Here is an 18,931-nt window from a genome sequence, read left to right as displayed (position 1 = left end):
TCCTGCCGACAACGCCCGTGACCGGACGTCTGTTCCCCCGAGCACACTCCGACCCCGTCCGAGGACAGAGTACGGCCGACGGCAACGCATTTCTCAACGCACGGTAACCGGTGCGGGCCCGATTACACCCCTCAGGGTTCCAGAGTGTGGCCAACAACCCACTCTCACGCGCGTCACAGCCGCCCCGTTTGACCTCCCCGAGTCCCGCCCGAGCTTTCCGAGCGTACGCCGTCTCAGCGGGCGAAGTGGACTTCCGGGAATTTTGGGGAGTCGCCGCGGAGCAGAAGGGACGGGCGGCGGCGGAGGGTCTGGTCGAAGAAGGCGGCGATGTAGGCGCGCTGGGCCAGCACGCTGCGATGCGGCTCCGCGCCGCCGACGAGAGCCTTCAGCACGGAGTTGATGATCGGGTCGTCGCCGTAGATCTCGTGGAAGAGTTGGTCGAAGATGAACTGGTAGTCGGTGAACGCTTTCTGCTTGGTCCCGGCCAGGCTCAGATTCAGCTTCCCGCCGCGCTGGGCGGCCCAGAAGCTCGCCCAGGACGGGTCGTAGTACTCCTTGCCCGGATCGGTCCGCTGGGTGTCGGCCGAGCCGAACAGCAGGAACGGCTGGGCCAGTCCTTTCCGGGCCACCTCGCCGAGCGGGCCCTTCGCAGGGTCGTCCTGCAGGCTGCCGTCCAGGTCGATGCCGGCCAGCACCCGCTCGTCCTCGAGCAGCGTGTTCGCGGTCGCGTACCCACCGAGCGAGAAGCCGAACATGCCGACCTTGCGCAGGTCCAGCCCGTCGCCCAGCCCGTCCGGGAGATCGTTGCCCTCGGCATCGGGATTCCCGCCGCCGGCGATCCGGTCCAGCTGGTCCAGGACGAACCGCGCGTCCGCGGTCCGGGTCTCGACCGCCCGCCGGGTGAAGTCCGGATCGGGCAGTTGCGAGGCCGGCACGCCGGGCAGGAACCGTCCGCCGGGAAACTCGACCGGCGTCTCGTGCGTGTGGTCCATCGTCACCACGACGTACCCACGGCTGGCCAGGTCCTCGACCTGCGCGGTGTTCACGAACCGGCTGTACTGATGGCCGGGCGAGAACAGGACGACCGGATGCCGGATGGGCTGCATCGGCGCGTCGACGCGCGAGTGCGTCACGGTCCCGGCGAAGTCGAACGACCCCGTCGGCAGCGCGAGCCCGTACTCACCGGTCCAGGCGTCGTCCACCTCGACCGCGGTCCGGGCCGGCATGTACTTGGCGACGGGCGCGGAGCCGAACACCGAGGCCGGATACCAGAGGCTGATCATCAGCTCCCGGCGTCCGCTCGGCATGGTCGGATCCGGCCGGGACTGGTCGACCAGGTGGATCGCGGTCGTCCCGAGCGCACGCCGCCCGGTCGGCGCCGGTAGCCGGAACCTCACCGGATGGAAGTCCGGGTCGCCGGCCGGGCGGGCGGTCGCGTCCGGGTCGATCGGGACCGCCCGGGCCAGGCCGGGAGCGGCCAGTGCGAACCCCGCGGCCAGCCCGCCGGTCAGCAGGCCGCGCCTGGTGAGTGAGTGACGGGTGGTGCTGATGGGACGCGAGTTCGCCATGCGACTCATCGTCATCGCCGGTTTTCACCCTGTGATGGAGACCCCGTCTCAACTTGATGACGGCCGACCGCGTGACAAGCCGACCACTCTGCGCTTCAATGACCGCATCTTGTTCATTGATGCGTGAAGTGAGGCACTCGTGAGCATCTTTGTCCGCCTGAAACGTTCAGTAATCGTCGCGGCCGCCGCCATGGCCGTGATCACCGGCGTCCTGGTCAACGGCGGGCCCGCGACCGCCCAAACCGCGGCCGGCGACACCACGCTCGGTGACGTGACCGGGTTCTCCGCCGACAAGGCGACGTACACCCTCAGCGCCGGCGCGGCGAAGGTGCGCGTGGTCTTCCTGAAGGACGACGTCTTCCGGCTCTGGCTGGCGCCGGACGGGAACTTCACCGACCCGGCCGGTACGCCGCCCACCGATCCGAACGCCCCGGCGTCGACAATCGTCACCAAGACCGACTACGGCACCCCGCACACGGACTGGCGGGACCGCGGCTCCTACTACTCGCTGACGACCGGCAAGGTCGAGGTCCGCGCGCAGAAGTCGCCGCTGAAGTTCTCCCTCTACCGGACGAACGGCCAGCTGGTCTGGGCCGAGACCGCTCCGCTGTCCTGGAACGACACGTCGACCACCCAGTCGCTCGGCCGCGGCCCGAACGAGCAGTTCTTCGGCGGCGGCATGCAGAACGGCCGCTTCTCGCACCGCGACCAGACCATCAAGATCTCCGCCGACTTCAACTGGGAGGATGGCGGAAACCCGAACGCCTCGCCGTACTACATGAGCACCGCGGGGTACGGCGTACTGCGGAACACGTTCAGCCCGGGCAGCTACAGCTTCACCAGCCCCGTGGTCACTACGCACGACGAGCAGCGGTTCGACGCGTACTACTTCGTCGGCGACCTCAAGACCTCGCTGGACCGCTACACCGAGCTCACCGGCCGCCCGTTCATGCCGCCGATCTACGGACTCGAGTACGGCGACTCCGACTGCTACAACCGCGGTCACTACGGGACGGACCCCGATCCCAGCAACGACTGGAAGGTCAACCCGGACAAGGTGACCACGCTGGACGCCGTGAAGGTGGCTCAGCGGTTCAAGGACGAGGACATGCCCGGCGGCTGGATGCTGGTCAACGACGACTACGGCTGCGGCTACTCCGCCAACACAGACTCCGAGCAGGTCGACGGCACGTGGTGGGGCAAACGCGACATCCCCGCACTCAAGCAGACCGGTGACGAACTGCGGCAGCGCAACCTCCAGATGGGTCTGTGGACGCAGTCCTCGCTGGACCGGCAGCCGGCCGAGGTCGGCGACGCAGGGGTTCGCGTACGCAAGCTGGACGTCGCCTGGGTCGGCCCTGGCTACCGCTACGCGCTGAGTGCCTGCGACACCGCGCACAACGGCATCGAGCAGTACAGCAACGCCCGTGGCTTCGCCTGGATGGTGGAGGGCTGGGCCGGCGCGCAGCGGTGTGCGGTGCAGTGGACCGGCGACCACAGTGGTTCGCTGGACGCGATCAAGTGGCAGATCCCCGCCATCACCGGCTCCGGCAACTCCGGTATCGCCTACAGCGCCGGTGACGTCGACGGCATCTTCGGCGGCTCGGCCACGTCGTACGTCCGGGACATGCAGTGGAAGGTGTTCAACCCCGCCTTCATGACCATGTCCGGCTGGTCCACGCCGGCGTACAAGCAGCCGTGGGCGTACGGCGATCCCTACACCTCGATCAACCGGAAGTACCTCAAGCTCCGCGAGCGCCTGCTCCCGTACTTCTACACGTACGCCGCTGAGGCGCACCGGACCGGAGCACCGCTCAACCGCTCACTGGTGCTGGAGTACCCGGACGACCCGAAGACCTGGGACGACACCACGAAGTACGAGTTCCTGGCCGGCAAGGAGTTCCTCGTCGCACCGATGTGGGGCGCCGACGAGGTGAAGAACGGCATCTACCTGCCCAAGGGCCAGTGGATCGACTACTGGACCGGCCGGGTCTACCAGGGCCCGACCACGGTGAACGGCTACCACGCCGCACTCGACACACTGCCGCTGTTCGTGAAGGCCGGAGCGGTCGTGCCGATGTGGAAGGCCGGGATCAACAACGCCGCCGAGCAGGGCTTCGGCGACCGGCTCTCGGTCGACATCTATCCGCAGGGCAAATCGTCCTTCACGCTCTACGAGGACGACCGCGTCACCCGCTCGACCAAGTCGGCTCAGCAAACCTTCGCGGTGGACGCGCCGACGCAGTCCCGTGGCGACGTGACCGTGAAGATCGGCGCCAGCGTCGGCTCGTACACCGGCAAGCCGGCGACCCGTCCGTACGAGCTCACCGTCCACACCGGCACCGCGCCGCGTGAGGTCACGGTCGACGGACGCCGAACCAGCTGGAGCTACGAGAACGGCGTCGTCCGGATCGACACCGCACCGATCTCGACCGCACACACCGCGGTCGTCCGGCTCGCCGACACCTCCTCGGTCGGCGGTGGCAGCACGGTCACCAACACCTTCGGCACTCCGGAGCTCACCACTCCCTCGCTGTGGAACGCTCCGGGGCAGGCCACCGAGGTGACCGCCGCCTTCCGCAACGGGACCACGACGACCGCCCGCGACGTGCGCCTCGACGTCCAGGTGCCCAGCGGCTGGACTGTCACCGGCTCGAACACCTTTGCCGGCGTGGCTCCGGGCAAGACGGTCACGACGAAGCTGCAGGTCACCCCGGCCGCCGACGTCAAACCCGCAAGCTTCACGCTGGAGCTGAAAGCCAGCTATGTTGCCCAGGGCAAGAGCTACACCAACAGTGCGGTGGCAACGGCGCAGTTGCCGTATGCCTCCTTGTCCCAGGCGGCGAATGTCGTCGGGATCAGCGACGCGGCAACCTATGCCCAGGGCAACTTCGACGGATCCGGCGACAGCTACAACGGCGAAGCGCTCGCCACGGCCGGCTACACCCCGGGTGCCACGGTCACCGTCCAGGACGCGCAGTTCACCTGGCCGACCGGAGCGCCCGGAACGCCCAACCTGGTGAAGAACCAGCCGGCCCCGATCCTGGTCTCCGGCACCGGTACGCACCTCGCGCTGCTCGGTGCGGGCGCGAGTCTCAATGCCCGCGGCACGGTGACGATCATCTACACCGACGGCTCCGAGTCCCAGGGCACGTTCCAGCTACCGAACTGGTGCTGCCAGGACCCGGCGACCGGTGGCGCCAAACTCGCGGTGTCGGTGAAGGGCCGCTACACACCAGCGGGTCTGAGCAACACCACGACCGACTACCGGGTGTTCTACACCGCCGTACCGCTCGATCCGGGGAAGACGGTCAAGGCGATCAAACTGCCCGGCGGCGGGCTGGGCTTCTTCGCCGCCACGATCGCAGACAAACCGTTGCCGCCGGCACCTACTGGCGAGCAGTGGGTGAGCGACCTCGAGTTCCTCGACTCGACCAACGGCTGGGGACCTGTCGAGCGGGATCACAGCAACGGCGAGGACGGTGCCGGTGACGGCGGCCCGATCACTCTCGACGGCGTGCAGTACGCGAAGGGCCTCGGCACCCACGCGCCGTCGTCGGCCAGCGTGCGGCTCGGCGGCAACTGCACCACCTTCACCGCCAAGGTCGGGGTGGACGACGAGATGGAGGACCGCGGCAAGGTCAGCTTCAAGGTCCTGGTCGACGGGGTCGCCAAGTACACCTCGGATCTCCTCACCGGTACGTCGCCCACCGCGGACGTCTCGGTGAACGTGGCCGGCGGCCAGACCCTCACCCTTCAGGTCACCGACGGCGGCGACGGCATCACCAGCGATCACGCCGACTGGGCGGACGCCAAGCTGACCTGCAACCCATAATCGCCCGACCTTGCCCACTGAGATCTGGGGTTGCCCCCTCAGATTCTCAGTGGGCAACCCTCTGACTCGGGGGATGACCCCCGAGTCGGAGGGTTCGCGCTGATGGGTGGGGTGGCGGGGGTGGGTGCGAGGATGGGGGTGTGAGTGAGCTGACGGGGACCGACGTGGACGCGCTGCGGCGGGCGTTCACGGCAGCTGGATACACGGTGGACGGTGTCGCCGACCGGCTGGGTCCCCAGGCCAACGGTGCGCTGGCCCGCAACGAGACGACTCTTGCGGGCCGGCGCACCGGCGGCGGTGACGAGCTGGACACGATGATCCGGTTGTTCCTGCTGCAACACGCCGTACCGGAATCCCTTGTCACACAGGCGATCCCTGGCCTGGATTTGGTTGCTCTTGGCATCATCAAGGTCAGTGGCGGGGAAGCGCGGGCCGTCCTGGACATCCGGCCGTTCGCGGAGGACGACCGGCAGTGGTGGGTGATCGCCGACCTGACGCCCGGGCTCGACGGGCGGCGGGAGCCGATGCGGTCGGACTACGTGCTCGGGATCGCGCCGGCCAGCCTGAGCCTGATCCACTTGACCGTGCCGATCAAAGCCGAGCGAGCGCTGGACATCGGCACCGGCTGCGGGATCCAGTCGCTGCACCTGGCCGACCGGGTCAACCAACTCGTCGCCACCGACGTCAATCCGCGAGCACTCCAGCTGGCCCGGTGGACGGCCGCGCTGAACCGGATCGACCTCGACGTCCGCGAAGGCAGCCTGTACGAGCCGGTCAGCGGCGAGCGGTTCGACCTGATCGTGAGCAACCCGCCGTACGTGATCTCGCCACCCGGTGGCGGGCTGACCTACCGCGAGACCGGGTTCGCCGGTGATGCCGTCGTAGAGCAACTCGTGCGGCAGGCGCCGTACCACCTGACCGAGGGTGGCTGGTGCCAACTGCTCGCCAACTGGACCTGCGTGCGCGGTGAGGACTGGCAGGACCGGATCGCCGGATGGACGGGTGACCGGTCCGCGTGGGCGGTGCAGCGCGAGCAACTCGACCCGTCCGAGTACATCGAACTCTGGCTGCGTGACGCCGGTCTGCACGGGTCCCCGCAGTACACGGCCCGGTACGACGAATGGATGCGCTGGCTCGACGAGCAAGAGGTCGAGGCGATCGGTATGGGCTGGATCACCGTGCACAACGTGGAAGGCACGCTCGAGGCCGAGGCCTGGCCGTACGAGATCGAGCGGCCGATCGGTCCGCACGTACTGCGCCGGTTCGAGCGGGCGGAGGGGTTGCCGGACGACCTCACCGGCCTGCACCTGGTGCTGGCGGAGGACGTGGTCCAGGAGACGAGCGGTCAGCCGGGTGCCGAGGACCCCGCCACGATCGTGCTCCGGCGGCAGCGTGGGATGCGGCGGGCGGAACAGGCGGACACCGTGCTGGCCGGCTTCGTCGGCGCGTGCGACGGCGAGCTGAGTGTCGGGCAGATCCTGGGCGCACTCGCCGACCTGCTCGATCGTCCATTGCAGGATGTATACCGCGAGTACCTGCCGGCGATCAGACGCCTTGTCGTGGAAGGCTTTCTGGACTACTGACGGCGCCGGCGCTTCTCGGCGTACATGCGCCGATCGGCCTCGGTCAGCAGGTCGGCCACCGGCGTACCGTCGGTGCTGCTCGCCTGCCCGATGCTGAGCCGCAGCATGGCGAACCACGGCTCCCGGGCCACCGCCGCCTCCCGCTCCGCCGCGGCCTTGATCCGCTCCACCAGCTCCCGCGAACCACGCTCGTCCGGCTTGTCCAGTACGACGACGAACTCGTCCCCACCGGCCCGCGCCACCACGTCCTCGGCCCGGCACTGCTCGGACAGCAGTTGCCCGACACGACGCAGTACGTCGTCTCCGCAGGCGTGCCCGTAGCTGTCGTTGATCACCTTGAGGTTGTCCACGTCGATCGCGATCACCGCCACGGACCGGCCGGCGTCGTGCGCGACCGACATCCGCTCGTCCAGCGCCCGGCGATTGCCCACACCGGTCAGCGGATCCTCCCGTGCGGCCCGCCACTCCGCGTCATGCCGGATCGAGAGTTCATGGTTGGCCAGTGCGCTGCGTACGGCGTACAGACCGCGCAACCGCTCCGCCCACCAGCCTCTGGTGATCGCCCGCGCGTACTGCAGCCCAGCCACCGCTCCCGGATCGCCTGACTCCGCCACGATCAGCACAGTCGTGTGCCGGATCAGTGCCTCGACCGGCGGATCGGATGTGGGTGGCAGGTCGCTCCCGGCTCGGTGCGCAGCCTCCATGGCGTCGTCGAGCCGTCCGATGGTGGCGTACGCCTTCGCCAGATACGCTCCCGCGATCGCAGCGAGCTCCAGGTCGCCCAGCTTGGCCAGCTGGTCCCTGCAGTCCTTGAGGATCACCGCGGCCTCGGCAGCGTCGGTCTGGTCGTTGCTGGCGGCCAGCCACAGCCTTCCGGCGATCGGCCAGTACCCGAGCAGGTCGGCACGGACGATCACCTCGACCGCCTCACCCGCCCACTTGTGCGCGGACCGCCTCCGCTCGCGGATCTCCTCGTCGTACGACGTGTCGCCAAGGCGCTCGAGTTCGTGCGCCCAGCGCAGGTTGGACTCGGCCAGATTGAGCCGGTTGATCGCGGGCGCCTCGGCCAGCCCGAGGGGATCGTGATCGCCTTCCGCGGCGAGCTCGAAGTGCGGGACACACAGCTCGTACAACCGGAGCAGGTCGTAGGCGTAGCCGAGGCCGGTGTGCGCCCAGCCGGCCAGCCCGAGGTCGCGGGTCCGCGAGAGCGCGTTCTCCGCGGCGACCAGGTCCGCGACCGAGTCGCCGCCCTCGCCGGTGCGGATCAGCGTGACGATCCGGATCGCGATCGCGTTCGCCTCCCAGCCGGGCTCGTCGATCGCCCGGGCGACCCGGATGCAACCTTCGACGGCGTCCAGCGCCTCGACCGCGTCGGTGGCGTGATGCGCCGCGACGGCCCGTACGTACTCGGCCGCGGCCCGCTGATGGCTGGGCTCCGGCCCGAGCTCGGTCAGCAGCGCGTTGATCTCGAGCGCAGCCTCGGCCGGACCGCCCGACTGGGCCAGCGTCATCGCCGCCGCGATCCGTGCCGTCACCCCCGACGTCTCGCGCACCACACCTCCCCTGCGTGCCTCACTCGTGCCGCGTCTGCCCGTACCTCATCTTGTGGCGCTTGTCCCCGTACAAGCGCCGATCCGCCGTGGCGACCAACTGATCCACACCGACGCCTTCCGCGGTCGCGGCGTACCCGATACTCAGCCCGAGCCGCCCCAGCCAGGGCTTGTCCGTCGTCGCCGCGATCGCGGCGACCGCGGTGCGGATCCGCTCGGCCAGCTGCGCACCGCCCTTGGCGTCCGGCTGGTCGAGTACCACGAAGAACTCATCGCCTCCCGATCGAATCACGGCATCGGTCGCTCGCGCCTGTTCTACCAGGAGATTTGCAACAACCTGCAGCAATTCGTCCCCACAGGCGTGCCCATACGTGTCGTTGACCAGCTTCAGGTCGTCGACGTCGATCGCGAGCAGAGTCACCGCGCGCCCCAAGTCCCGGTCCGCGGTGAGCCGCTCGTCGAGGGCGCGCCGATTCCCCACGCCGGTCAGCGGATCGTGCCGCGCCGCATGCCACTCGGCATCGTGCCGCGCGGACAGATCATGCGTGGCAAGCGCGTGCCGTACGGCGTTCAGCGCCCGCTGCCGCTCCTTCCACCAGCCCCGGGCCACTGAGCGCGCGTACTCCAGGCCGGCCTGGGCCCCGGGACCCCCGACGCCCGCCGCGATCTCCGCTCTGGTCTGCAGCACGAGCACATGCGTCGACGGATCGGCCAAGGGAATCAAGTCATCCGCGGCCCGGTCCGCCGCGGCTCGCGCTTCCTCGGGTTTGCCATCGGCGTGCAGGGCTCTGGCCAGGTAGGCGCCGGCGATCGCGACGCGCTCGGTCTCACCCAGCTTGCTGATCTGGTCGCGGCACTCGGTCAGCTCGGTCACCGCCGCGGCCGGATCCGCTTCCGTGGCAGCCGCCGCGAGCCACAGCCGGGCCGACAGCCGCCAGAACTCCTGGCTCTGGTCGTCGACGATCACGCGCTCCGCCTCCCGCGACCAGTACGCCGCCGAGGCGAGCCGATCCTGGATCTCCCGGCCGTACGACGGATCGCCGAGTCGCTCGAGTTCGTGGGCCCAGCGCAGATACGTCTCGGCCAGGTTGAGCCGGTCGATCGCCAGCGACTCGGCCAGCTCGAACACGTCGTCGTCGAGCTGAGCGGCCAGCTCGTAATGGGGAATGCACAGTTCGAAAAGTCTCAGAACCTCGTACGCGTAGCCGAGACCGGTGTGGGCCCAGGCGGTCAGGCCGGCGTCCTTGGTCCGGTCGAGGGCGTACTCGGCCGCGACCAGGTCGTTGACGGTGTCGCCACCGCGGCCGCTGCGGGCCAGGTTGATGATCCGGATCGGCAGCGCGTTCGCTTCCCAGCCGGGCTCGTCGATCGCCTTCGCGACCGCGATGCAGTCGTCGACCGCACGCAGGGCCTCGTCGGCGTCACTCGCGTGGTGGGCCGTGACGCCGCGCACGTACTCCGCGGCGGCGAGCTGGTAGCTCGGCACCCCGCCCAGCTCGGACCGGACCGCCTCGATCTCGGCTGCCGCGGTCGCATGCCCACCCGACTGGGCCGCTGTCATCGCGGCGGCGATCCGGACGGTCAGCGCATCACCCGTCGACATCTCGCCAATACCCATACCCGCCGACGGCCTTCCCCTGTTCCCGTCACCCGCACCTCGGGCCGGACCGCCCATTGTGACCACCCACCCCCACCTCTGTCACGACCCGATCCGGCCAACGACCACCTAGTGCCATCTCAGCACTACTCTCGAGAACCACCAGTTCCGATTTGCCTTGACCCCAAGGGCAGGGTTTTAGGGTCGCGGGATGAAATTCGCCGTGAGCTACAGCACGCCGTTCTACGGGATGGATCCGGACAAGCTGGTCGGGTATGCGCAGCGGGCCGAGGCTTGTGGTTTCGAGGGTTTGTATGTCCCTGAGCACGTGGCGCTCTATCGGGGCGCGACCTTCGGCAGCGTGGAGATGCCGACCACGTTGCCGTACGCCGATCCACTCGACCTGCTCGCGTTCGTCGCGGCCGCGACCGAGCGGCTCCTGCTGGGGACCGCGGTGTTGCTGCTGCCGTATCACCATCCGGTCGTGCTGGCGAAGCGGCTCGCGACGATCGACGGGTTGTCGAAGGGCCGGATGCGGTTGCTGACCGTTGGTCTGGGCAGTCTGCCGGGCGAGGCCGAGGCGATGGGCGTGGATTTCTCGACCCGTGGCCGTCGTACCGACGAGGCGATCGACGTACTGCGGCTGCTGTGGTCGGGGGACGCGGACGGCGTGAGTCACACCGGCGAGTTCTTCGCCTTCGAGGGTTTGTGCAGCTTCCCTCAGCCGCTCGCGCCGCTCCCGATCCACATCGGCGGCTCGTCCCGCGCCGCGGCTCGCCGCGCCGGCCTGCGTGGCGACGGCTACTTCCCCGGCGGCGCGCTCCCGCCTGCTGAACGCACCGCCCAGTGGGACCTCGCCCGTACGACGTCCGGCCGCGACGACCTCGAGTACACCCGCTGGGCCTCCACCGACCTGACCCCGCAATCGGTCGCGGCGTACGAGGCACAAGGCGTCACCCGCCTGGTCGTCAGCCCGCCCACCCTGGACGACCTCTCAGCCTTCGCAGAACGCTTCGGCCTGAACGCCTGAACGCCTGGACGCCTGACCGCTCAGCCGGCGGCTTGTTCGGCGGGGCTGGCGTGGAGTTGGACGGGGAGGGTCTCGACGCCGTAGACGATGGAGAAGTCGCGGAAGCGGAGTTGTTCCTCGGGGACGGCGAGGCACAGGTCGGGGAAGCGGTGTGCGAGGGCCGTGAAGGCGGCGCGGAGCTCCATCCGCGCCAGTTCGGCGCCGACGCAGCGGTGCATGCCGTGACCGAACGCGAGGTGCGCGGACGACACCGTACGGCGTGGGTAGAAGTCCTCGGCGTCGTCGCCGAACACCTGCTTGTCCCGGTCGGCGCCGGACAGCGACACCGCGACCAGGTCGCCCTTCTTCACCTGCTGTCCGAACAGCTCCTGGTCGTGCCGCGCGAACCGCGGAAACGCCACCTGCACCACGGTCAGATACCGCAGCAGTTCCTCGACGATCCCGTCGACGGCGCCCGGCTCGTTCCGGATCCGTTCGAAGTTCTCCGGATCGCGCAGCAGCACCAGCGTGCCGAGCGCCAGCATGCTGGCGGACGTCTCGTACCCACCCAGGAACACCCCGTCCGCGAGACCGCCGAGCTCGATGTCGTCGATCGCGTCGCCCTGCTCGCGGATGATCGACCCGATCAGCCCGTCGCCGGGGTTCGCCCGCTGCTTGCGGACGATCTCGAACAGGAAGTCCCGCGACTCCGAAGCCGACCCGAACACCCCGATCCCACCGCCGGACAGGTCGAACCGGGCCGGCCCGAGCGCACGGAAACGGTCCCGATCGGACTCCTCGACGCCGAGCAGGTCCGCGATCAGCAGGAACGGCACGTTGAAGGCGAAGTCCGAGACGATGTCCGCGACCGGTCCCTTGGCCTCCATCAGGTCCAGCTGGTCGTTGACGATCTTCTCGATCGCCGGCTCCAGCCGGGCCAGCCGGCGCTTGGTGAACTCGGGCGTCAGCAGCTTGCGGAGCCGGGTGTGGTCCGGCGGGTCGGTGAACCCGAGACCGCCGATCCCCTCCGACGGCTTGTTCGGGTCCGAGCCGACCAGCGGCCGGATGTCGTTGCTGAAGTTCGTGGTGTCGGCGAGCACGGACTTCGCCTCCGCGTGACCGCTGACCACCCACACGTTGAGCCCGAACAGGTGGGCCAGTTTGTGCACCGGCTCGGTCTCGCGCACCCGTGCCAGCACCGGCACCGGGTCCACGCCCTCCCGGCGCAGCGGCATCGAGACCGAGCTCGGGATCATCCGCATCTTGGACAGGTCGAGACCACCCCTGCGGGTGGTCCTGCTCAAGATCCGGTTGCCGACCCATCTCTTCAGGTATGTCGCAACCATGACTTCCACGCGCCCTCTCTGAAACTGCTGCCCCCGACGGCTTTCGTCACCTAAAAGCTAACGTTGCCAAGGACCAGATCTAATGGTGTTGGCACTACTTCGGTAATGGCGTTGGCACCACCATGGGAGGGGTCCATGGTTCTGCCAGCACAGACCTTGTCACAGACGAGATCCCCGCAGCCACCGGAAACCACCTGTACACCGCCCTGGACCACGGCACGCCGTACATCAGGGTCACTTCAGGGAAATCACAGCCGAAAGTAGGATGCGCCGGCCACCGGTGGTCTGTTGCCCTGTCTCTCAAAGGTAGTACGGCGTCACCATGCGGATGACCTCGGTGATCTTCGCCTTCACCTGATCCCGCTGTGGGATGTGGGCAACGTCCTGAGCGCCGGGCAGCCGAAGACCATGGTCGACGAGCAGGTAGAGAGCTCGCAGGGTGCGGATGGTGTTGGTCACCTCAGGGGTGATGCCTTCCGCGGGCGGGGTCGCGAACGCCCGCAGCGCCGGGTCCAGCCACTCGGTGGCGTCCGAGTCGGTCAGGTCCGGGCGGGTCAGGGTCACGGCCAGGGCGTAGCCGAGGCGATCGTCTTCCATGTCGCGCAGGACGTACGGCGTGGGCGTGAGCAGGCGGCCGATGCCGAGGCGGAGCATCTGGACGGGTTCGACCGCCGGGTGCAGTCCGAGGGTGCCGAGCAGGTCGGCGCCGTGCGCGACGGCGTGCAGCCAGCCGAGTTTGGCGTCGTACCCGCGCAGGTCCTCCTCGGCGACGTACCAGCGCTCGTACGGCGGCACCCAGCTCGCCTCGAAGACACCGGCGGAGACGATCGCGTCCAGGATCAGTGGGGCGAAGGTCCGTGCCTGGATCTCGCTGTCGCCGAACCTCGGAACCATCTCGTCGCCCAGGGCGCGCAACTGCTGGGTGGAGAGCACACCACGGCCGATCCAGGTGGCGAGTACGGAGTACGCCTGCCTGTCCCGCACCAGCGGATCCGGCGACCGCAGCATGCCGGTCAGCTCCGCGACCAGCTCGTCCACCGGACGATCACCCGGAACCGGGTACCCGTCTTCTCTTACCTGCGCCCAGTCGGTCATGCGCGGCACGGTAGACGCTTCCCCAGGCCACCCGCTACCCCGTGCCCAGGTACGCCGCCCGACACAGGGAAACGGCCCGTGGCGCGTCCGGTCTCCCAGACGTTCCACGGGCCGCGTAGCGACCAGGACCCCTCAGCCCGGCCGGGCCCCACGCCCCGGCCAGGGCCCCTCAACCTCAGCCGGGGTGGTCTGCATCAGGCGTCGCGCTTGCTCGCCGTGACCAGGGCGATCGTCATCAGTGCGGCCGCCCAGCCGGCGAAGTACAGCAGTGCCCACCAGGGGCCGAGCGCGTACTGGTCGCCCGCGTTCTGGCCGGCCAGGCCGAAGTCCTGGCCCTGGTTCAGGAACGAACTGCCGTTCGCGAACGGCGCCCACTTGGCCAGGTCGTCGCCGACCTTGGGGATCAGGGTGACCAGGTTCTCGACCAGGAGCGGCCAGAGGATCAGGATCGCGATCGCGCCGGCGCTCTGCCGGATCAGGATGCCGACCGCCACCGCGATCACCGCGGAGATCGCGAAGACCAGGCCCTGTCCGGCCAGCAGCCGCCACTCGGCACCGGTGTTGATGGAAAGGTCGGCGGTGCTCGCGAACAGGCTGCCGACGCCCCAGGCGCCGAACGACGCGATCAGGCCGACGACGGCCGCCAGGAAGGCGACCACGGCGGTCTTGCCGAGCAGCAGCGCGGCGCGCTGCGGGACAGCCTGGAAGCTGGTCCGGATGGTGCCGAACCGGTACTCCGTGGTGACGGCCAGCGCGGCCATCACCATCATCACCATCTGGCTGAGCTGGGCGCCCGGCTGGGTGATGAAGATCGTCGCCTGCTGCTCGTCGGCACCCTTGAGGAAGCCGGTGGTCAGCGCCGCGAAGCCGACGGTCAGGAAGGCCGCGATGACCATGCACCACCACGGCGAGCGGGTGGAGAAGAGCTTGATCCGCTCGACTGTGATCACCGACATGTCAGTTGTCCTCCTTCGGACCTGCGGCCACCTCGGTGGCGGTGGGCGCGTCCAGCTGGGTCACCGCAGCGATCTCGTCGTGCGCGTGGTATTCGACCGAGTCGCCGGTCATCCGCATGAAGGCCTGCTCCAGTGAGCCGCGCTGCAGGGTCAGCTCGTGCAGCACGATGCCGTGCGCGGCGGCCGCCTCACCGACCTGGTCGGTGGTCAGGTCGCCCTCGACGAACAGGACCTTGCCTTCGTTCTCGATGTCCTCGATCCGGGTGACCAACTGCTGCTGGTGCAGTACGCCGGCCAGCTGGTCGAGCTGCGGTGTCCGCACCTTGACCGTCGTACCGCTGGCGCGGTCGACGAACTCCTGGGTGGTGCTCTGCGCGATCAGCTTGCCGCGGCCGATGACGATCAGTTCCTCGGCGGTGAGCGCCATCTCGGACAGCAGGTGGCTGGACACCAGGATGGTCTTGCCCTCGTCGGCCAGCCGGTGCATGAAGGTGCGGATCCAGACGATGCCCTCCGGGTCGAGGCCGTTGACCGGCTCGTCGAAGAGCAGCACCTCCGGGTCGCCGAGCAGGGCGCCGGCGATGCCGAGCCGCTGCGACATACCCAGCGAGTAGGCGCCGGCCCGCTTGCCGGCGACCGCGGTCAGGCCGACCATCTCCAGGACCTTGTCGACGGAGTCCTTCGGCAACTTGTTGGACGCGGCCATCCAGGCCAGGTGGGCCCGGGCGGACCGGTTCGGGTGCACCCACTTCGCGTCCAGCAGCGCGCCGACCTTGGTCAGCGGCCGGTGCAGGTCGCGGTAGCGCTGGCCGTCGATGGTGACCTCGCCGGCGGTGGGGGCGTCCAGGCCGAGGATCATCCGCATGGTGGTCGACTTACCGGCCCCGTTCGGGCCGAGGAAGCCGGTCACCTTGCCGGGTTTCACCTCGAAAGACAGGTTGTCAACGGCAACGGTTGCGCCGTATCGCTTGGTGAGGCCCTTTGCCTCGATCATCGCCGTACTCCTCGTTCGGGTGGCGCGTCAGTTGGTCGTCGGGACGTTCTGTGTCGCATTCAGTATCGAGGTCGGACGGGGCCAGATCATCGGACCCGGGGCGGATCCGGTGTGTCCACCCGTGGGTTGATTCTGCCGTCGGGCCGGAGACCGCTGCCATCGGTTAAAGCCCTGACCACAACCCCGACGATCCCCCATCCACCCAGCGGGGCGCATCAGCCGAAAGTCGACGGCCGCCGCTACTTCGGGCTGGTTGACCGCGACCGCCAGGACTGTCAGAAAGGCGGAACGGCCCGCCGGGTGATCCGGCGGGCCGTTCCGCTCGAGCTACATCGGTGTACGACGGGTTCCGCCGTACGACTGCGGTCAGGCGGCGGCGTTCACCTCGGCCGGGGTGTCGGAGATGACCGACTCACGGCGCTTGGAGACGATGACGGCCACGGCCAGGATCAGCACCGCCACCAGGGCGATCGCGATCCGCAGCGGAGTGTTGGTGTTCTCGCCGATCGTCGACATACCCACGACGGCAGGGGCGATCAGCAGCGAGACCAGGTTCATCACCTTGATCAGCGGGTTGATGGCCGGACCGGCGGTGTCCTTGAACGGGTCACCGACGGTGTCACCGATGACGGTGGCCTCGTGCGCGGGCGAACCCTTGCCGCCGTGGTTGCCGTCCTCGACCAGCTTCTTCGCGTTGTCCCAGGCACCACCGGAGTTGGCCAGGAAGACCGCCATCAGGGTGCCGGACGCGATCGCACCGGCCAGGTAGCCGGCCAGCGCCGAGGCGCCGAGACCGAAGCCGACGGCGATCGGCGCGGTCAGCGCGAGCAGACCCGGGGTGGCCAGCTCACGCAGCGAGTCGCGGGTGCAGATGTCGACGACCTTGCCGTACTCCGGCTTGCCGGTGCCCTCCATGATCCCGGGGATGTCGCGGAACTGGCGACGTACCTCGTAGACCACCGCGCCCGCGGCGCGGCCGACGGCGTTGATGGCCAGGCCGGAGAACATGAACACCACCGCGGCACCGATGATCAGACCGACCAGGGTGGACGGGTCGAAGACCAGCGCGTCCGCGTTGAACGCCGCGTCGCCCGCGTCGTTCAGGACCGCGTAGATCGAGTCGGTGTAGGAGCCGAACAGCGCGGTGGCGGCCAGTACGGCGGTCGCGATCGCGATGCCCTTGGTGATCGCCTTGGTGGTGTTGCCGACGGCGTCCAGCTCGGTCAGGATCTGGGCCGCCTCGCCGTCGACGTCACCCGACATCTCGGCGATACCCTGCGCGTTGTCGGAGACCGGGCCGAAGGTGTCCATCGCGACGATGACGCCGACCGTGGTGAGCAGACCACAACCGGCCAGCGCGATCGCGAACAGGGCGACGACACCGGAGCCGCCGACCAGGAACGCGCCGTACACGGCGGCCGCGATCACCAGCGCGGTGTAGACGGCGGACTCGAAGCCGACCGAGATACCGGACAGGATCACGGTCGCGGCGCCGGTCAGCGACGTCTTGGCGACGTCCTTCACCGGCTTGTCCTCGGTGCCGGTGAAGTAACCGGTCAGGGCCAGGATGATCGCGGCCAGCACGATGCCGATGATCACCGACACGGTGGCGATCAGCCGCGGGTCGCCGTCGTGGGCGGCGATCACGTCGGTGGCGCCGGTCAGGTCCCGGAAATGGCTCGGCAGGTAGACGAATGCGGCCACCGTGCACAGGATCGCGGAGATCACGGCGGAGACGTAGAACGCGCGGTTGATCGTGCGCAGCCCGTTCTCGCCGGTCCGCGGGCGGGTCAGGAAGACACCGATGACCGCGGTGACGGCACCGATGGCCGGCACGATCAGCGGGAAGATCAGGCCCTGCTCACCGAAGGCGGCCTTGCCCAGGATCAGCGACGCCACCAGCATCACCGCGTACGACTCGAACAGGTCGGCCGCCATACCGGCGCAGTCACCGACGTTGTCGCCCACGTTGTCGGCGATGGTCGCCGCGTTGCGGGGGTCGTCCTCGGGGATGTTCTGCTCGACCTTGCCGACCAGGTCGGCGCCGACGTCGGCGGCCTTGGTGAAGATACCGCCCCCGACCCGCATGAACATGGCCAGCAGGGCGGCACCGAAACCGAAGCCCTCGAGCACGGTCGGTGCGTTCCCCTGGAACAGCAGGACGACGAGCGCGGCGCCGAACAGGCCGAAGCCCACGGTCATCATGCCGACACTGCCACCGGTACGGAACGCGACCCGCATCGCCGGGTTGCGGCCCTCGTCCCGGGCCGCGGCGGCGACCCGGACGTTGGCACGCGTCGCGAGCCACATACCCATGTAACCGATCAGGGCGGAGAAGCCCGCACCGACCAGGAAGAAGACGGACCGGAAGATCTTCAGCGTGGTCTCGTTGCCACTGTCACTGTGCGCGGGCAGCAGGAACAGCAACAGGAACGCGGCCACGGCGAAGACCGACAACGTCCGGAACTGCCGGTTCAGGTAGGCGGCCGCGCCTTCCTGGACCGCTGCGGCGATCGTTTTCATGTTCTCGGTGCCATCGTTCGCGGCAAGCACCTGGCCCCGGAAGACCATCGCAAGGGCGACCGCGAGGATCGCGATCACTCCGACGACGATCACCAGTGTGGTGTTGCTCGACGAAAGATCCACCGCTTGTGGTGCAAGCAGCGCGGACATCCGTCCTCCTTGTAGGCAACCCATCCAGGCTTGACGGCCCCCATCTGCCGCAACCGAAGGGTTGGGGAAATACGACACAGCGCCAGGAACTGGCGCGGTGGGTCACTCTAACGGGTATCCGACCAGACCTGACGACAGGGTGGTCTACGCCATACCCGGGTGTCGGGGCACTAGATGACTCCTCGTGGTGGGGTGGATACCTTTTCGCTGTGGTCAGATCGCCGAATCGATGTCCGGGTGGATGTCGAAGACCTTGTTCAGGCCGGTGATCCGGAACAACTTCAGCAGCCGTTCACGGGTGCAGACGAGGGACAGCGAGCCGTCGTGGTTACGCACCCGTTTGAGTCCGCCGATGAGCGCACCGAGACCGGTGGAGTCCAAGAACTCCACGCGTTCCAGGTCGAGCACGAGGTCGTAGGAACCCTCGTCGACCAGCGCGGCGATCTTGTCGCCGAGCTGCGGCGCGGTCTCGACATCGATCTCACCCGTCGCCTCGATGACGGTCCGCCCGCCCTCGGCGCGCGCGGTCAGCGACAGACTCACTTCAGCCTCCGATCCGTGAACTGCTGCATTCAACCATGTACGGACCGTGAGAAGGGCCGTTGCCGAAAACTCTTTCATCTCGTCAGACCGAAGTCGATCTCCACCCCGAAAAAGCCGCGTGCATCTGTAGTGTGCACCAGCTCGTGCACGCCGGCTGCTGCTGTCCGTGGCCGGGACTAGGC

At 68.6% G+C, this 18,931-nt stretch carries 12 protein-coding genes; 3 read left to right on the top strand and 9 right to left on the bottom strand.

The window, feature by feature from the left end; translation table 11 throughout:
* Positions 1-233: 233 nt before the first annotated feature.
* A complete protein-coding gene (locus tag OG555_RS16275) occupies positions 234-1,568 on the bottom strand; it encodes an alpha/beta hydrolase family protein (RefSeq protein ID WP_329483733.1) in 1,335 nt (444 codons plus the stop codon).
* A 139-nt stretch (positions 1,569-1,707) separates the two neighbouring features.
* Here OG555_RS16275 and OG555_RS16270 point away from each other — a divergent pair, with 139 nt between their 5' ends.
* A complete protein-coding gene (locus tag OG555_RS16270; RefSeq protein WP_329483732.1) occupies positions 1,708-5,403 on the top strand; it encodes an NPCBM/NEW2 domain-containing protein in 3,696 nt (1,231 codons plus the stop codon).
* Positions 5,404-5,543: 140 nt separating this feature from the next.
* Positions 5,544-6,986, top strand: a complete 1,443-nt coding sequence (locus tag OG555_RS16265; RefSeq protein ID WP_329483731.1) for a class I SAM-dependent methyltransferase — start codon at positions 5,544-5,546, stop codon at positions 6,984-6,986.
* Here OG555_RS16265 and OG555_RS16260 read toward each other — a convergent pair.
* Together OG555_RS16260 and OG555_RS16255 are read right to left on the bottom strand one after the other, a co-directional pair.
* Entirely contained in the window at positions 6,980-8,539 is a 1,560-nt protein-coding gene (locus OG555_RS16260) for a GGDEF domain-containing protein (RefSeq protein WP_329483730.1), read from the bottom strand. The genes OG555_RS16265 and OG555_RS16260 overlap by 7 nt on opposite strands.
* A gap of 19 nt (positions 8,540-8,558) precedes the next feature.
* Complete coding sequence (locus tag OG555_RS16255; RefSeq protein WP_329483729.1) at positions 8,559-10,139, bottom strand: GGDEF domain-containing protein; 1,581 nt, start codon at positions 10,137-10,139, stop codon at positions 8,559-8,561.
* Between the two features lie 205 nt (positions 10,140-10,344).
* On the opposite strand from OG555_RS16255, the gene OG555_RS16250 reads away from it, so the two are divergent.
* Positions 10,345-11,163, top strand: a complete 819-nt coding sequence (locus OG555_RS16250; protein ID WP_329483728.1) for a TIGR03619 family F420-dependent LLM class oxidoreductase — start codon at positions 10,345-10,347, stop codon at positions 11,161-11,163.
* Between the two features lie 20 nt (positions 11,164-11,183).
* Here the strand turns inward: OG555_RS16250 and OG555_RS16245 are convergent, their stop codons facing one another.
* The 6 genes from OG555_RS16245 to OG555_RS16220 form a co-directional block, all read right to left on the bottom strand.
* A complete protein-coding gene (locus OG555_RS16245) occupies positions 11,184-12,488 on the bottom strand; it encodes a cytochrome P450 (protein WP_329484831.1) in 1,305 nt (434 codons plus the stop codon).
* Between the two features lie 300 nt (positions 12,489-12,788).
* Positions 12,789-13,583 carry a DUF2785 domain-containing protein gene (locus OG555_RS16240; RefSeq protein ID WP_329483727.1) on the bottom strand — a complete coding sequence of 265 codons (795 nt, stop codon included), beginning with the start codon at positions 13,581-13,583 and terminating at the stop codon, positions 12,789-12,791.
* Positions 13,584-13,777: 194 nt separating this feature from the next.
* The gene (locus tag OG555_RS16235) at positions 13,778-14,539 is read right to left on the bottom strand and encodes an ABC transporter permease (protein WP_329483726.1); all 762 of its coding nucleotides are present in this window, start codon (positions 14,537-14,539) and stop codon (positions 13,778-13,780) included.
* Position 14,540: 1 nt separating this feature from the next.
* On the bottom strand, positions 14,541-15,533 hold the full coding sequence (locus OG555_RS16230) for an ABC transporter ATP-binding protein (RefSeq protein ID WP_329483725.1): 993 nt from the start codon (positions 15,531-15,533) through the stop codon (positions 14,541-14,543).
* 366 nt (positions 15,534-15,899) lie between these two features.
* On the bottom strand, positions 15,900-18,206 hold the full coding sequence (locus OG555_RS16225; protein ID WP_329483724.1) for a sodium-translocating pyrophosphatase: 2,307 nt from the start codon (positions 18,204-18,206) through the stop codon (positions 15,900-15,902).
* 213 nt (positions 18,207-18,419) lie between these two features.
* Positions 18,420-18,749, bottom strand: coding sequence for an STAS domain-containing protein (locus OG555_RS16220; RefSeq protein ID WP_328525414.1), 330 nt, complete (start codon positions 18,747-18,749; stop codon positions 18,420-18,422).
* Positions 18,750-18,931: the final 182 nt, after the last annotated feature.

This window comes from Kribbella sp. NBC_01484 (assembly GCF_036227145.1).
Classification (GTDB): domain Bacteria; phylum Actinomycetota; class Actinomycetes; order Propionibacteriales; family Kribbellaceae; genus Kribbella.
This window is presented reverse-complemented; position numbering and strand designations above follow the sequence as displayed.

Bases quoted from the DNA above. Each gene is read 5' to 3' on its own strand.
- OG555_RS16250 (WP_329483728.1), top strand. From the start codon at position 10,345: ATGAAATTCGCCGTGAGCTACAGCACGCCGTTCTACGGGATGGATCCG.
- OG555_RS16255 (WP_329483729.1), bottom strand. From the start codon at position 10,139: ATGTCGACGGGTGATGCGCTGACCGTCCGGATCGCCGCCGCGATGACA.
- OG555_RS16240 (WP_329483727.1), bottom strand. From the start codon at position 13,583: ATGACCGACTGGGCGCAGGTAAGAGAAGACGGGTACCCGGTTCCGGGT.
- OG555_RS16275 (WP_329483733.1), bottom strand. From the start codon at position 1,568: ATGGCGAACTCGCGTCCCATCAGCACCACCCGTCACTCACTCACCAGG.
- OG555_RS16225 (WP_329483724.1), bottom strand. From the start codon at position 18,206: ATGTCCGCGCTGCTTGCACCACAAGCGGTGGATCTTTCGTCGAGCAAC.
- OG555_RS16245 (WP_329484831.1), bottom strand. From the start codon at position 12,488: ATGGTTGCGACATACCTGAAGAGATGGGTCGGCAACCGGATCTTGAGC.
- OG555_RS16230 (WP_329483725.1), bottom strand. From the start codon at position 15,533: ATGATCGAGGCAAAGGGCCTCACCAAGCGATACGGCGCAACCGTTGCC.
- OG555_RS16235 (WP_329483726.1), bottom strand. From the start codon at position 14,539: ATGTCGGTGATCACAGTCGAGCGGATCAAGCTCTTCTCCACCCGCTCG.